Below are 12909 nucleotides of genomic sequence, written 5' to 3'. Positions count from 1 at the left end.
TCCATTTTATTTATTGCGTGGTGTGGTTGGGTAATTGGTGCGCTCTGAGTTGCGCTCAGGCTGCTATATTGGATGCATAAAAAAGCCCACACTCGGTGGGCAAATGGTGGACGATAACTTTACTTACCAATGACGGGAGAATACTTTTTATTCAATGTGTCTGACTTGGTGCCTGTGCCTTTGATAGCTGCTGCATTTATTGGCGCACCTGTATTGCTGTGAGTATGTGCGGCTGTGAGTTCTGCTAATTCCTTGACCACATCTAATGTGTCTATCATCAATTGTGCGACGTTGATTTGCTGGCTACCTATCCAAATAACAGGCGCTATAATTTGTTGCTGTGCGCCTGCAATACTTTGTTTTATTTGTCCAACTTTCTCTATCAGCTTTTGTCCCACGGTGATACTTGAGTTTTTCCCAACATCAAGGGTCATGTCTTTTTCAATACTGGCGACATAATTTGATGATGTAGCGATTGAGTAGTCACCCTCAGATAATTGCTGTATCGCGCCTGCTAATAATTTCTTGGTACCTAAAATGGTTAATGTATCATTAGCCTGTACCGTGGTTTCCCTCGCGACCAGTTCGCGCTGTTCTTTGTCCGCTTTGATAATACGTAACATTGACGCTTCATTAATGCTTTGGTCAGTTTCACGATTCCAACTACCATCTTGGGTTACACGCTGAAAAACTTCTTTGCGCTGTTGCTGCAATTGCTCCCCTGGTTGTATGTCCGGTAGGGTATTATTTTGACTTAGCGTTTGCCGGATAAAGGGTTTATCTGGCCTGCCGCCTTCAAAAGCAATTTCGACTAATGTTCCCTCGGGTGGAAATTGAAACATACCGCTTTCACCGCCTGCCATTGGTAGTGGTAAAGGTACGGCTTTGTAAGTTGGTGCGGCTGATTCGTTACCGTCACTATCTAGCAATTGTACGTCAACGGCATATTTCGGTCTGAATGGGTCAGAAATATCACCGGCACTAACTGACTCGCTCGGTGATTCAATTCGCGCGAATTTTGGTAAATGTAAACCTGCGGATAATTCGGGGTAAGCCTTATCAATTTGTTTTTGAATTGGACTCTTATTTTCGGCTTTCCCTGTCAGTGGATTTGCGGCTGTCCAGTAGAGCGTAATATCGTCATTTTCAAGCTGAATTTTATTAACCCGCTGATTATTTACCACGGTTCCAGCACGTAAGGCGGGGATTAATGGATAAGTGGCGCTATTTCCTGCGGATTGTTTCTTTGAAAATTCAGCGGGGATTTCGTGACTATCGGATTTAAACATCGAATCAACCCAACTGCCGACAAAAACTTTACCATCGGGCATTTGGTACCACACATAATCAGTGATACTAAAAACTGCGCCTAAATTAGTTAATAGCTGATATCCGGTACCGTTGTGGGTGAAATGAGAAATAGGCGTGTTGATGTATTTTGCATCGGGCAAAATAAACGTTAATCCGCTATTTTCCTGTAAGTAGTCGGTGATGGTTTTTAATGTTGGGTGCTGGAATGAACATGGCCACATTTTATCAAACAGGCCAACGAGCTCACGAACAAATAATTTTTGAAAGCCATTATCGGCAGGTTGTGACCGCTCAACATATCCAGTGAAATATCGATACAATGAATCCGTGTACCCCGTATCAAAGCGAACTAATTTACCTGTGTAATCATTTTCTGTCTCAACCGTCAAAAAACCACGACCACAGGCTGATAGTTCAAGCATGATTTTAGCATCCACAATATGGACTTCATCATTAGATAAATAACAGCGGCTAATGGGTTTCATTATTATTTATTCCCAAAATCATCAATTGGTTTCAAAACTGTACTTTCAAACCATGTTAATTCGTCTTTTTCTTCTTGTGAGCCTGCCGTCGGTGCTTTCGGGTTGCCCGTTTGTTTTTTCGCCTTGACTTGGGCTGCGGCTCTGGCGTCTTTTTTCTCCGATACGGATAAATGCTCTCTTAATGTGAACGTGACTTGCCACGCCATTTGCCCGTCAATTTCGCTAGCATCAATATTGTTGGTAAAAGTACCAATGCGAAAATTAATCGCTTTTGCGGTGTGGTTTGCCACCCGATAACGTTTTAACTTTCCGTTTTCGGTGGCTCTTGCCAAAGTAAATAGGCGCGTGAGGATTTTTTCATCAATAAAATTAATCACGCCCGTTATACGCAACTCTTGCGGCTTAATACCTTGCTCTGCGACGGATGTGCTGGACGTTTGGCCGGACTGGTCTTTATCTTGAAATTGAATTGATGAATTAACTTTGATGTTTTTCAGCGGAATAGCTTCACCATCAAGGGCGAGCGTGATTGTCGGGTTCTGTGCTGTTGATTGATTTTGTTGGATCATGAAGCATTCCTTTTAGTGGTGCCAGTTCGCTTCCTGCGAACAGTGTAGCCAATGTAAAAATGGCATCTGGCTCAGGGATATCTTTTTGTAGCCGTTCCGCTAAATAATCGCCTGTACCTTTGCCCGTAAAACTCCAAATAACCACGGATTTTCCGAGTAAATCAGTGAGTTTATTGCCAATCTCTTTAAGTGCGTTCTCTCTTGCTGATTTAAAGCCAGACATAGCAGATTTCATGGCATCAATACCGCTTGCGCTGCCTGCGCTATTTTTCGCCTGTTCTATCAATTGAGCATTAATTGTTGCTCGACTTGTTGATGTTGATAGTGCCTGCGGCTTAGGTAAGCCGCCAAATTGTTTGCTCGGCAATTGCATTTTGGTGACTTGCAGATTAGCCGCTGTTTTTGCCATGCGTTCCACTTGTGAGAAAACTGGCAATGGAAACACAGACGAAAACACTTGTAACAATGACATAAATTCGACCTGCGATTTAGCGCAGACCATCATGACAACAATGTCAGTTTCACCCGCACCCGCCAGTTTCTTTGCAATATGATTAATGGCGTTGGTTGGGCTTAAATAGCAGCCTGTATCTGTTTTTTGCCCAAGCCCGTAAATAAATGGGTGAGCAGGCACCATCGAACAAGTTAACCCCGACATAGTCGGGGACATTTTCATCAATGATTTACGCCATCTTGGGTGAACTATGGTTTCACTGGCCATTCGATATCCGGTGCGGTTGATGTATCAATATCAGATACTTTGACACTATAAATTTCCCACTGCTTAAGAAGTTCAATTTCTTCAGCGGTTGCCATCCCTAAACGCACTTTGCGCTCAAGCATTAAGATATTTTGCTCTGCCTCTTCTAAATGTTGCGTTTTTTCCTGTTCGGCTTGTTCGATTAGCATCGCTTTTTGCGCTTCGGTATCTGTTACCCACTTTTTACCATTCCATTTATCGAACTCAGTTTTTGGCTCTAATAACGTTAAGTTACTTGGCAACTCACCGATAAAATCAACGTCCATCGGTTGGCGGGTTTCCGTGCTGTAAGCAGTTTTACCGCGATAGTCAGCAACATGAACCCATGATTTTTCATCTTCGCTGCGAAGAATAGCGACATTCTCTTTTGTTGGTAAATCGGGTTTATCCAAATACGCATCAGCAACAACTGAGCCACCAAATGGAACATTATCTAATGAAGCACGAACATATTCGCGGGTTATTGGATCACATAGATAAACTTCTGCCCATCCAGCAATAATAGCTAATCCATTATTATCAAATTCAGCTTTTTTTATTTCGGTTGAATATTTCATTATTTCATTCTCGTAATTAAAATTTTAGATACGTTTTTCATGCGGGTTTCGCTCGATGTCCTTACTTGGCGAGAAATATCTAAACTAATCTCATGTAGGGGTCTTGTAAAAAATTCAGATGTAACAGCGTATCCAGATTTTTTAGTTAAACTAAAAACACCATTGGCACTTCCTGACGGAGTAACTTCTGATGAAATGACAACATTTCCCGTTATATTTTGCACAGCATCATCTTGATAGGTTCCAACTGTGCGCCCTGCATCAATTCCACGCCCATTATCTGCAACTCTAATTCCATATCCTCTGTCGTCAGGAAGCTTTAAGTTAGTAAATACTTTTGCTGCTTCAGGGTATTCTGTACCAGAGAATGAACGGCCTTCATTTGCCCAATAATTAGCAGGGATAGGAGCTGATGTGTTCCAAATGATTGAGCCACCGATTGGGACTGCTGACAAAGAAACATCATCAGCCATTGCCAAATGACCCGACTTATTCGGAACATATGCAACATTAATATTTCCCCCAGTGGAATTTCTATTTGCAATTGTTAACATTGAAGTTGAGCCAGCTGGTAAAGTTTCAATTCGAACATGCCCACCAGAATTTCTATGGATAGTAAATCCACCGTAATCATTAGGGCTTAATATTGAGACACTTGTACTCTCAACAACTATCCCTCCTTTTATATTCCCCCCTGTAATATTTAATTTTTTATTTAATTCTTTTGTTGTGGCATCTTGGCTCATGGCATTTGTAGTTGATGAACCCGTACTTTGTACTATTGATCTTTTATCAAATTTCTCATTTAGCCCGCCGTTTAATGCTGTGTTGGTTGCATAGTCACCCGCAGGGGCGTAATTTCCGGCTGGTTGTTTCTTGCCTAATTCGGTAGCCAGAAGCTGCTGGCTAACCACCAACTCAGTACTATTTCCCATTTGATGGGTAATATTGGCTTTATCAATTTTTTTACTTAAATCAAGTCTAAAGCGAGCTTCTAATGCGCTAATTTCTTGGCTGCTCAATGCCCCCATTGGGCGCAAATCTTTTACATTGCCATTTGCATCAATGCTAGCAATCGCAAACACTTGGTGAGTAAATCCAGCGGCATCAACATAATTATTTAATGTTGCTGCTGATGTGATTTTAACAACGGTATTCCATTGGCTAACAATGTTGCCCTGATAAGAAAAATCAGCGTAAACCTTAGTATTGCGTAGGCCATTTAAAATCTGGTTTTGTGCCAGTTCACCGCGCAAACCGCCCACATAGCCCAAGCCTTTTTTGACCGTGTATTGTTCACCACTGCGGGTGACTTCAAAACCATCATTAAAGAATGCAGCTGCGCCATAGCTATCAACATTAATTAGGCGCTGCATTTCATCAATACCCGACAAACGCGCCGTGAAATCAATTTGCCACGTTTCCGCACTGGTCTTGATTTGGGTTTCTTCGGCTGCGCCTTGGAATTCCAAGATAAATGAGCGAGTTAATACATTCCCTTGCTGTCCATTTTGGGTTTTAAGTTTCTTTTGGGTTGGGGCATGGGTAATCATGGCTACGGTGCCGGATGCTTTATTTAGTAAGCCTATCCAGTTGAAATCAAAGTTACCGACTTCTGCGCCCAATGTGACGCTATAGGCCACTGCATTTTCGCTGGCTAAACCTGCTTTATTGACCGCTTGACGGTGAACAATTTGATTTGCAGGGGGTAATTTTTCATTGCGGTCAATCGGCTGTGACGGGTCTAAATTCGGCACATTGGCAAACACGAATTCATCCAACAATACGGCCTTACCGCTTGCTGCTTCTTGGGCTTTCCAATTTTCGAAAGCAACTGTAATAACTGATGCCATGAATGTAGTCCTTTACATTAATGATGCGCCAAAGGTTTCACTTGACGCGGTAATTTGTCCAATTCGAATAAATAATGGTTGATTTGGGAGCGTGGCGTAATAGCAAATATAATCGGCTTCAACAAAGCCCACTCGCATTCCTAACTCATGCACCACCATGACTTCAAAGCGATAGCGCCTGCACGTTCGCCCGTACTGACGGATAATTTGCAGCAACAAATCAGGGTTATTCGCTATTTGCCCGTCGCTGACCCGTAAAATAATGACATCCCAGTCAATATCCGGCTGTCGCTCATTAATTTCGACATAGCCCACACCAAGGCGTTTAAATATCTCAATAAATCCTGCAACACTGCCGGAGTCTTTAGCGTTGATAAATGCATATTTCACGCGCTTACGGTATAAATCCAACGGTTCATTATTAAAGCGGTGGATATCGCGCTGATAGGCCAACAAGTTTAATAATGGCTCGGTGCATGTATCGGGGTTTAATTGCGCCAAAGGCCACGTTAACCAGCTATAAACCATTTCCCAAAATCGCTTTGCTGACCGTAATAAAGTGGCGAGTTCGCCTTGGTTCATCCATGACGGCAGCTGCAGTCGTTTTAATCGCTCTTTAAACTCGGGCATTTTGCACCTCTATCGTGAGCGATTTTAGGCGAGGAACGCTTAAATCACTGACAATGTCGGGAATGCTAAACACAATAGAATCCAAGACGGAAAATTGTTTATGTAACTCACGGCCTAAATTTGAGAATGAAAAACGTGAATATGGCCATGTTTTTTTAACGTCATAATTGGTGTTCTCACGAAAGGCGCAACGCACCAAATCACCCGTATCTTGTTTAAGTTTTTGCAGTTCCTCAGCCGTGAAGTTTTCCACGCTTTGCACAAATAAAGTCACTTTTAATACGTGCTGTGTTTCTGGCATGGGAAAGCACCGCATATCATCACCGTGTCCGTGGTGGCCTTGTGCATTAATATAATCATTCACTTTGTCGATAAATGGCTGACTGGTGACGCCACTGTCCAATAACAAATACGCATTGGCGGTACCTGCGCCACGGGGCGCATCATGTAAAAAGAAAATACGGTCAATACTCAAGCCGACAACATTCGCTATCATGCCGCGATAAACCGCATCGGTATGATATTGACCGACTAAGTTGTATTGATTGCGGCAGCGGTCACGCAAATCATTGTCACTTTCTGCATTCGCACCCGGAACTAATAACCAATTTTCTTCACTTTGAACACGCTCAATCCCTGCAATCGCCACGGGTAAAATACGAAAATAACCAGGAGCAAGATTGTAAGCCCCTCCGGCATTTTCAGCGATAACCGGCACTAATGCGCTATCGGTATTTATCGCTTTCGTTTCAACGGTTTTCATACTGTAAATAATTCCGTTGATACGCTCTGTTTGCACTATGGTTCCGGCAGGAATGGTGACCGTTCCCGCCCCTTCGGCACGATAAAAACGGATGACGCCTTTTGCTTCGGTGGCAGGCTTGCGCGTTAAATTGACGCCCCATGCAAACATATCTAGCCATTGCCCTGATGCAGTGGCTAAATACATATTTTTCAAGGTGACATTAATTAATGCTTCCGTAAGCCAGCGAACAGGCTTTGTTACGATGGTATTAATCAGGCGCCAAAACGGTGACATGTCCGAGGTGTTAGTAACAAAGCCCTCATCGTGAACAATTTCCGCAAATTTATCGCTAATTTCTTCCTCTGAGACAGGCATCCCGCTATCACGTAAGACCTGTTCATAATCAATTTCAGGGATTTTTTTACTGTTCATAATTTACCCCTAAATTGATACGGCCAAAATCATAAGTATCAGCCGTTACCCAAAGTCGTTTGGTATTTTCTTCATCAATCACAACGGTACCCGGAACTAACCGTTCATCACTTTCAACCAAGATTTCCATTTGCGTGCGAATGTCTGCGCGTAATGTTGGGCTACGCTCCGCCACTAATTGGGTGGCGAGTCCGCTTTCAATAATGCGGTGTGCCACATCTTGGGTGATTGATTGACGGTTATTGCATAACTCCGGCTCATTGCCGGAGTTTAATGTCAAATCTCGGTTTGTAATTAATAAATCAATGTAGAGTAAATTATCCATTATCAAGCGCAGTCCATTCCGCTAAATCCGTTGGTGACATTCCGTTTGTCACATTGATATTTACTGTATCGTATCGCTTGCTGTTATCAATCGATTGGGTTCGGTTATTGCTGATTTGCCGACTAATGCCGCCTTTCTCTACACCGCTAAGTTGCCCACCAACTAATAAACCTGCCGCACCTGCTGGGGCGGGTGAGCCGTCAACAGTTCCGGTGGTTTTGGTTTCAATATTGACACCCGGCAGGTAATTTAACAGGTCGATAATGCCTTTAAATGTTTTAGCAAAGGATGATTCGATAGTTTCCCATGCGTCAAAGAACAGCTTAACGACATCCTCAATCATGCTGTCGAATGTGTCAATTAGTGAGAAGTTTTCAAATGCGCCCCAAAGTGCCGCCCAACCATCTGCAATGGCATTCCATGCGGTATTAAACGCTTGGCTAATTAATTCAGACATGGCAATAATGGTTTTGAAAACTAAGGTATCACCGAAATAATCTTTAAATTCTTGCCATTTTTGTGCCATCCATTCCCACGCTTGTGCGGCAACTAATCCAACCATACGAACAGCTATCGCCACCACTTTAAACGCTGTCGTGTTCATTACTGCGGCTTTTACTGCATCCCAATGTTTAATAAGTTTATAGATGCCATAAGCGAGTAGGGCGATAGCGCCAATTACTAATAAGATAGGCCAACTCATAAATGAAAAGCTGACACCTGCCGCCATTGCAGCAATACGCACCGCTAACAATGTGCCGCGAATAAATTTAAGGGCGGTATTCCATGCCAATATTGCTGTGCGATATAGCCAAATAGCAGCAGTGCCCATTTTTAGCACGCCACTAAATACCCCCATGATGATACTTAACCCTGCCATGATAAATTTGGAAATACCCATCACGATATTGGCGGCAGCACCTGCGGCAGCAAATCCGAGTGTGCCCATGGTGATATAGCCGACCCATCGCGCAATATTGGGGAATAACGTAAACCATCGAACAAGGGTTTGACCGCTTTCCGCGAGTTTATCGATTAATGGGGTAATGACAGGTAATAACGTCATACCAATAGCAATACGGATAGATTGCCATATTGACATTAGCCGTTCCCACGGATTGGCTAATTTTGCGGCTTGTTCCGTGGTGCGCTTCATTCCATCACTGGCACCCAAGAAACCAATGTTTTTTCGTAAGATATCAACATTGCCGTAAAGCTGCTTGACCACCACTGCAGAGTCACCAAAGGCGGCTTCAATTTCTTTCTGGGCTTTTAAATTGCCCTCAATGCTTGCGCCATATTTAGCCTGTAATTTATCCAACATTTCAGGCATGGATAACATCTGACCTGACGCATTGACGAATGACAGGCCGAGTTTTTTACCGCTATCGGTAGCTGTTTTGAGAAATGCTTCATACGCCCCCGACGACTCACCGCCTAGCGTTCTTTGTAGTTCACCCAACACCGCAAGCTGCTCATCAATGCCGACGCCAAATTGCGTACCTGCATTTTTTGCGCCCTCCATCAAACCTGTTACTTCAGCCATCGATACACCAAACGCTTTTGACATATACACGGCTTTACCTGCCAAATCTTCGGCAAATTTAACATGACCGACGGCATTCGCTTGGTTTTCAAACTGGTTAAACATTTGCCCCATATATTCGGTGGCTTCGGTTGATGTAGTTTTTAATGCCGCTGCGGTTGTGTTTGTGATACGGGTTAATTGCGGCAAATCTTGCTGCGTGACATTGTTAATGGCTTTGCTGATTGCCGTAGTGGAATTGACAAAATCAATGGATGATTTTCCGTATTGGGATGCGAATTTCAGGGCGTCTTTAGACACTTTAGACATGATGCCATCATCAATACCCTGTAATGATGCACTCATCATGGCATCATTCATTTCAATGGCAGGGTCAAGGATGCTTTTAATAGACCAGAACGCCCCGGCAAGACCTGCACCGCCTACAGCAATTTTACCAAAGGCGACTTGGCTATCTCTAGCAAAATTAGAGACAGCCGATTGCACTTGTCGAATAGGCTTTGTGATATTGTCGATAAGGCTGAGAGTAAAATCTAACTCGCTCATGAGTCACCTTTAAACGCTAATACAATTCCGTTTGCGACTGCAATTTGCGTGTTTTCCCAGTGACGGTTATCTAACCAGATTGCAGTAGCGATATTTTCTTCCGTGTCCGGCTCATGAGGTAAATAGTGTTTTCTGAGCGCAATGAATTGCTCTAACTCATTACGCTCAATTGCACGAACACGGTTTTTTAGTTTTTTACGCTAATTTCCAATTTTGGCGCGTATTCTTTGTTTACTGCTTCGGCAAGTTGTGCGGCAGCCCCGGGAAAGCTGAGTAATTCGTCTAAATATTCTTTGCTTTCAGCGGTGACAATACGTTTTAAATAAGTGGTGAGCGGAGCAACTTTATTGTCCATCGACATATCGTTAATCATGCCGTTATAAGCCGTGATATTTGGCTCAAAGCTAACGTCTTTTTCATTGATAGTTAACGTAATAATTTTTTTAGTCATGAGATAGTTCCTTTCTCTTTCTGATTTCGTCCGTTAATTGGTTGTGCCGTGCGGCACATTGACCGTATAAAATAGCCATTTTTTCTAATGGCTCTGAGATATCACGGCCTGTTGTTCCCGCGAGTCTCGGAATGTCCGTCGAGCATTTTTTTAACAGGTTTTCCTGATAGTTCACGCTCGATATTGTCGGCGGTTTGGTTGTACATGCTGACAAACTCATCACTAACACAAACGTTAGTAAACACAGGCTTAATAATTTCAGTGCGTATTTCTCTGGGGGCAGCATTGGCAATCCCCTCCAATTTTTCCTCAAGCGCTTGGCCTGATTGGCTTGATATTTCTTCAAGATTAATACGGGTTTTATCTGCCACTTTTTGAGCTGTTAGCTCTAAGCTGTCGTGATAAAGCCCGTTGACTCGCCAACCTGCGCCAAATGCACAAAGTAATAACGCAAGTATTAGCGCAAGTTGCTTTGTCATTACTTAACCCCGTTATGCTCTAATGAGTAGTGATTACCGTCATTAAATCGACCGCCCCACGTTCCTCCGATAGATTCCCAATATTCGCCAAGCGGTTGATGGTCAGTGGATTTTGTCAGCCACACACCATTTTTAAACAGATTAAAATCGACGGCTAAACGTTGCGTATGCAAACTGTTTTTAATGCCTTTGCCTGATTTTGCGTTAGCTGCGGCCTGTTCTGGCGTGCGGTAAGCTTCACCAAAGGTGAGGCAGTAGCCGTGCTCGTCAGCCCAAAAAATTAATTTAGCAATCATCACGGTAAACAATGCTTGTTTTTCACTGAGTGTCATTTTTTTAACTTTCCTTGTAATAATGCGCTTCCACGCTTTTTCAGCCACATTTCAACCAATTGATATCCTGCTATCCCGAATGCTGTGCCAATTCCTGTGAGTGCTAAGGGTGAAATATCAGGAAACCATATCAATAAAGCCCCTGCTAAAACTGATATTGCCGCGCCTAAAATTACACGCCCAAAAAACAACCGAACTGTAATTTGCTCATCACTAGTTAGAATTTTTCCTATAGCAATCAAGACCCCCATAAAAAATAGGGCTATAAACGTTTTTTCGTGTTCTTCCATGAACAAAATTACCTTATCCGATAAGGGTTTGAGTTAATTCCGACTCTAAATACGGAATACCTTTAATACGCACAAAATCAGGACTGGTAACCAGATATTTAATTTTGTGAGTAGTGAGTGCGCCACCTTTGGGGTCGGTATCTAAAATATCAGTCAAAATCAATTTATTACCGAATGATTCGACTTTCATTTCTTCATTGCCCGCCTTGGCATACCATAAGAAATCCATTGGCTTAATCCCACGCCATGAACCTGCCGCCCGTGCTTTTGCGACGATAATCTCAAAATATTTTGTACTAATTTCGATTTCACCCTCTGCGCTTACATCACCTGCGACAAAACCGTCGGGCATACCTTTGGTTTGCGCGGCTGCAGTATTATCAGTAATGGATAGGCTCACTTTTTCGACGTGAATTAAGTCACCATCAATATTAAAGTCAAAGGATTGACCAGATAAACGTTGGCTCATTATGCGCTCTCCAAGCTAGCATCCAGTAAGATACTGACCGTGATTCCTTTCGGACATTCATACGTTCTTACTGTGATATAAATTTCAACGGTGTTTTTGGTTTTCCACACAATCACGACGTCATTGTCTTGCGGTGGCTTGCACTCACCGGGGAACGTAACACCGTTAATTTCTGCACTGCGTGACATTTCACGCATTGTGCGAGCAAAATAGGATTTGTGGGTTTCAATGCTGTTTGGTGTACTGTTTAAGCTACGGTCTGCAATTTTTGCAATAGCTTGTAAGCGAACGCGACGCGCGACCTTATCAACAATACGCAAATTTTCAATTGCTTGAAAATCGCCACCCTCAACATCTAAGGTGCGACCATCAGACCAATACAGGCCGTCATAGTCGGGGTACCACATCGGTACGCTATAACGGAGTTTTTCCAACGCTTGCAAGGTGGCTAAATCAATTTCCACACCGCTATCATCTTTGGGTTTATCAACGCTACCTAAATCAAGCAAAGCGCCTGTTTTCACCCGAGCCGGACTATCAGCAATGGTAACCGCACGGTTACATAAACGACCTGCCAATACGCCCGCTTCATTTCCCCAAAATGTGGGCACTAATTGAATAGATTCAACCGCTTCGCCTTTTTGAAGTTCACCAAGGCGCGTTAATGCTAGTTGCCACGTTTCTTTTGCTTGTAACCCTGCGACAGAAAGAATTGCCCATGTCCAGCGCCCAAACTTCGCCATTAGATTTGCGCGGAGTGTTTGCGCGGCCTTAATGGTGGCTTTGGTGGTATCACCGATATAGACATAGCCCTCAACACTGGCAACAGATTGCGCTTTCATGACCGCATCAACAAAATCGGTTTCGGCTGCGCTCTCCGGCAAGACGTGAACATAACCAAACCAGTTCTGCCCAGCATTCGCCATTGCTGCCTTGATATTCGACTTTAAAGGGCTATTTTCTACCCCCAATAATGTATCTAAATCAGTTTGAGTATTAATAGGTAAGGTTTCACCAATATGGCTTTTCCCTTTTCCCACAAACAGCAAAACACGCTCAATTTCTTTGGTTTCGCCTTGTAACTGATTGACTTGATTAACCTGAATGTTAGGCCACATAGTTAAGTCCT

The 12909-nt window shown here is 43.2% G+C and carries 16 protein-coding genes; all 16 read right to left on the bottom strand.

Annotated features, from left to right (window positions below):
- Positions 1 to 119 precede the first annotated feature (119 nt).
- The gene (locus tag PSE60_RS09435) at positions 120 to 1796 is read right to left on the bottom strand and encodes a hypothetical protein (protein WP_272665247.1); all 1677 of its coding nucleotides are present in this window, start codon (positions 1794 to 1796) and stop codon (positions 120 to 122) included.
- Between the two features lie 2 nt (positions 1797 to 1798).
- A complete protein-coding gene (locus PSE60_RS09430; protein ID WP_272665245.1) occupies positions 1799 to 2365 on the bottom strand; it encodes a baseplate complex protein in 567 nt (188 codons plus the stop codon).
- Complete coding sequence (locus PSE60_RS09425; protein ID WP_272665244.1) at positions 2310 to 3086, bottom strand: hypothetical protein; 777 nt, start codon at positions 3084 to 3086, stop codon at positions 2310 to 2312. The genes PSE60_RS09430 and PSE60_RS09425 overlap by 56 nt, the downstream gene beginning before the upstream one ends.
- Positions 3068 to 3682 (bottom strand): tail fiber assembly protein, encoded by a 615-nt coding sequence (locus tag PSE60_RS09420; RefSeq protein WP_336298609.1) that lies wholly within the window; start codon positions 3680 to 3682, stop codon positions 3068 to 3070. Before PSE60_RS09420 ends, PSE60_RS09425 begins: the two co-directional genes overlap by 19 nt.
- Positions 3682 to 5535 (bottom strand): phage tail-collar fiber domain-containing protein, encoded by a 1854-nt coding sequence (locus PSE60_RS09415; RefSeq protein ID WP_272665243.1) that lies wholly within the window; start codon positions 5533 to 5535, stop codon positions 3682 to 3684. Before PSE60_RS09415 ends, PSE60_RS09420 begins: the two co-directional genes overlap by 1 nt.
- Before the next feature lie 12 nt (positions 5536 to 5547).
- Entirely contained in the window at positions 5548 to 6165 is a 618-nt protein-coding gene (locus tag PSE60_RS09410; protein ID WP_272665242.1) for a phage tail protein, read from the bottom strand.
- Complete coding sequence (locus PSE60_RS09405) at positions 6152 to 7342, bottom strand: baseplate J/gp47 family protein (RefSeq protein WP_272665240.1); 1191 nt, start codon at positions 7340 to 7342, stop codon at positions 6152 to 6154. Before PSE60_RS09405 ends, PSE60_RS09410 begins: the two co-directional genes overlap by 14 nt.
- Positions 7332 to 7667, bottom strand: a complete 336-nt coding sequence (locus tag PSE60_RS09400) for a DUF2590 family protein (protein ID WP_048608849.1) — start codon at positions 7665 to 7667, stop codon at positions 7332 to 7334. Before PSE60_RS09400 ends, PSE60_RS09405 begins: the two co-directional genes overlap by 11 nt.
- The gene (locus PSE60_RS09395) at positions 7660 to 9759 is read right to left on the bottom strand and encodes a phage tail tape measure protein (RefSeq protein ID WP_272665239.1); all 2100 of its coding nucleotides are present in this window, start codon (positions 9757 to 9759) and stop codon (positions 7660 to 7662) included. Before PSE60_RS09395 ends, PSE60_RS09400 begins: the two co-directional genes overlap by 8 nt.
- Complete coding sequence (locus PSE60_RS20625; RefSeq protein ID WP_409373456.1) at positions 9756 to 9902, bottom strand: DUF6890 family protein; 147 nt, start codon at positions 9900 to 9902, stop codon at positions 9756 to 9758. Before PSE60_RS20625 ends, PSE60_RS09395 begins: the two co-directional genes overlap by 4 nt.
- A 44-nt stretch (positions 9903 to 9946) precedes the next feature.
- Positions 9947 to 10210 (bottom strand): putative phage tail assembly chaperone, encoded by a 264-nt coding sequence (locus tag PSE60_RS09390; protein WP_096864679.1) that lies wholly within the window; start codon positions 10208 to 10210, stop codon positions 9947 to 9949.
- Positions 10211 to 10311: 101 nt separating this feature from the next.
- Positions 10312 to 10689, bottom strand: coding sequence for a hypothetical protein (locus tag PSE60_RS09380; protein WP_272665238.1), 378 nt, complete (start codon positions 10687 to 10689; stop codon positions 10312 to 10314).
- The gene (locus PSE60_RS09375) at positions 10689 to 11021 is read right to left on the bottom strand and encodes a M15 family metallopeptidase (RefSeq protein ID WP_272665237.1); all 333 of its coding nucleotides are present in this window, start codon (positions 11019 to 11021) and stop codon (positions 10689 to 10691) included. Before PSE60_RS09375 ends, PSE60_RS09380 begins: the two co-directional genes overlap by 1 nt.
- Positions 11018 to 11311: a phage holin family protein gene (locus tag PSE60_RS09370; protein WP_239354600.1), complete on the bottom strand. Its 294-nt coding sequence runs from the start codon at positions 11309 to 11311 to the stop codon at positions 11018 to 11020. Before PSE60_RS09370 ends, PSE60_RS09375 begins: the two co-directional genes overlap by 4 nt.
- Positions 11312 to 11324: 13 nt before the next feature.
- Positions 11325 to 11780 (bottom strand): phage protein, encoded by a 456-nt coding sequence (locus PSE60_RS09365; protein WP_048608860.1) that lies wholly within the window; start codon positions 11778 to 11780, stop codon positions 11325 to 11327.
- Positions 11780 to 12898 (bottom strand): DUF2586 domain-containing protein, encoded by a 1119-nt coding sequence (locus tag PSE60_RS09360; protein WP_272665236.1) that lies wholly within the window; start codon positions 12896 to 12898, stop codon positions 11780 to 11782. Before PSE60_RS09360 ends, PSE60_RS09365 begins: the two co-directional genes overlap by 1 nt.
- Between the last annotated feature and the right edge of the window lie 11 nt (positions 12899 to 12909).

Origin of the sequence: Providencia sp. PROV174 (assembly GCF_028480685.1) — a bacterium.
GTDB classification, from domain to species: Bacteria; Pseudomonadota; Gammaproteobacteria; order Enterobacterales; family Enterobacteriaceae; genus Providencia; species Providencia rettgeri.
The sequence above is the reverse complement of the archived record's forward strand: the minus strand, read 5'-3'. Positions and strand labels throughout refer to the sequence as shown.

Coding starts and splice junctions, on each gene's coding strand:
- PSE60_RS09435 (WP_272665247.1), bottom strand. CDS start 1,796: ATGAAACCCATTAGCCGCTGTTATTTATCTAATGATGAAGTCCATATT.
- PSE60_RS09430 (WP_272665245.1), bottom strand. CDS start 2,365: ATGATCCAACAAAATCAATCAACAGCACAGAACCCGACAATCACGCTC.
- PSE60_RS09425 (WP_272665244.1), bottom strand. CDS start 3,086: ATGGCCAGTGAAACCATAGTTCACCCAAGATGGCGTAAATCATTGATG.
- PSE60_RS09420 (WP_336298609.1), bottom strand. CDS start 3,682: ATGAAATATTCAACCGAAATAAAAAAAGCTGAATTTGATAATAATGGA.
- PSE60_RS09415 (WP_272665243.1), bottom strand. CDS start 5,535: ATGGCATCAGTTATTACAGTTGCTTTCGAAAATTGGAAAGCCCAAGAA.
- PSE60_RS09410 (WP_272665242.1), bottom strand. CDS start 6,165: ATGCCCGAGTTTAAAGAGCGATTAAAACGACTGCAGCTGCCGTCATGG.
- PSE60_RS09405 (WP_272665240.1), bottom strand. CDS start 7,342: ATGAACAGTAAAAAAATCCCTGAAATTGATTATGAACAGGTCTTACGT.
- PSE60_RS09400 (WP_048608849.1), bottom strand. CDS start 7,667: ATGGATAATTTACTCTACATTGATTTATTAATTACAAACCGAGATTTG.
- PSE60_RS09395 (WP_272665239.1), bottom strand. CDS start 9,759: ATGAGCGAGTTAGATTTTACTCTCAGCCTTATCGACAATATCACAAAG.
- PSE60_RS09390 (WP_096864679.1), bottom strand. CDS start 10,210: ATGACTAAAAAAATTATTACGTTAACTATCAATGAAAAAGACGTTAGC.
- PSE60_RS09380 (WP_272665238.1), bottom strand. CDS start 10,689: ATGACAAAGCAACTTGCGCTAATACTTGCGTTATTACTTTGTGCATTT.
- PSE60_RS09375 (WP_272665237.1), bottom strand. CDS start 11,021: ATGACACTCAGTGAAAAACAAGCATTGTTTACCGTGATGATTGCTAAA.
- PSE60_RS09370 (WP_239354600.1), bottom strand. CDS start 11,311: ATGGAAGAACACGAAAAAACGTTTATAGCCCTATTTTTTATGGGGGTC.
- PSE60_RS09365 (WP_048608860.1), bottom strand. CDS start 11,780: ATGAGCCAACGTTTATCTGGTCAATCCTTTGACTTTAATATTGATGGT.
- PSE60_RS09360 (WP_272665236.1), bottom strand. CDS start 12,898: ATGTGGCCTAACATTCAGGTTAATCAAGTCAATCAGTTACAAGGCGAA.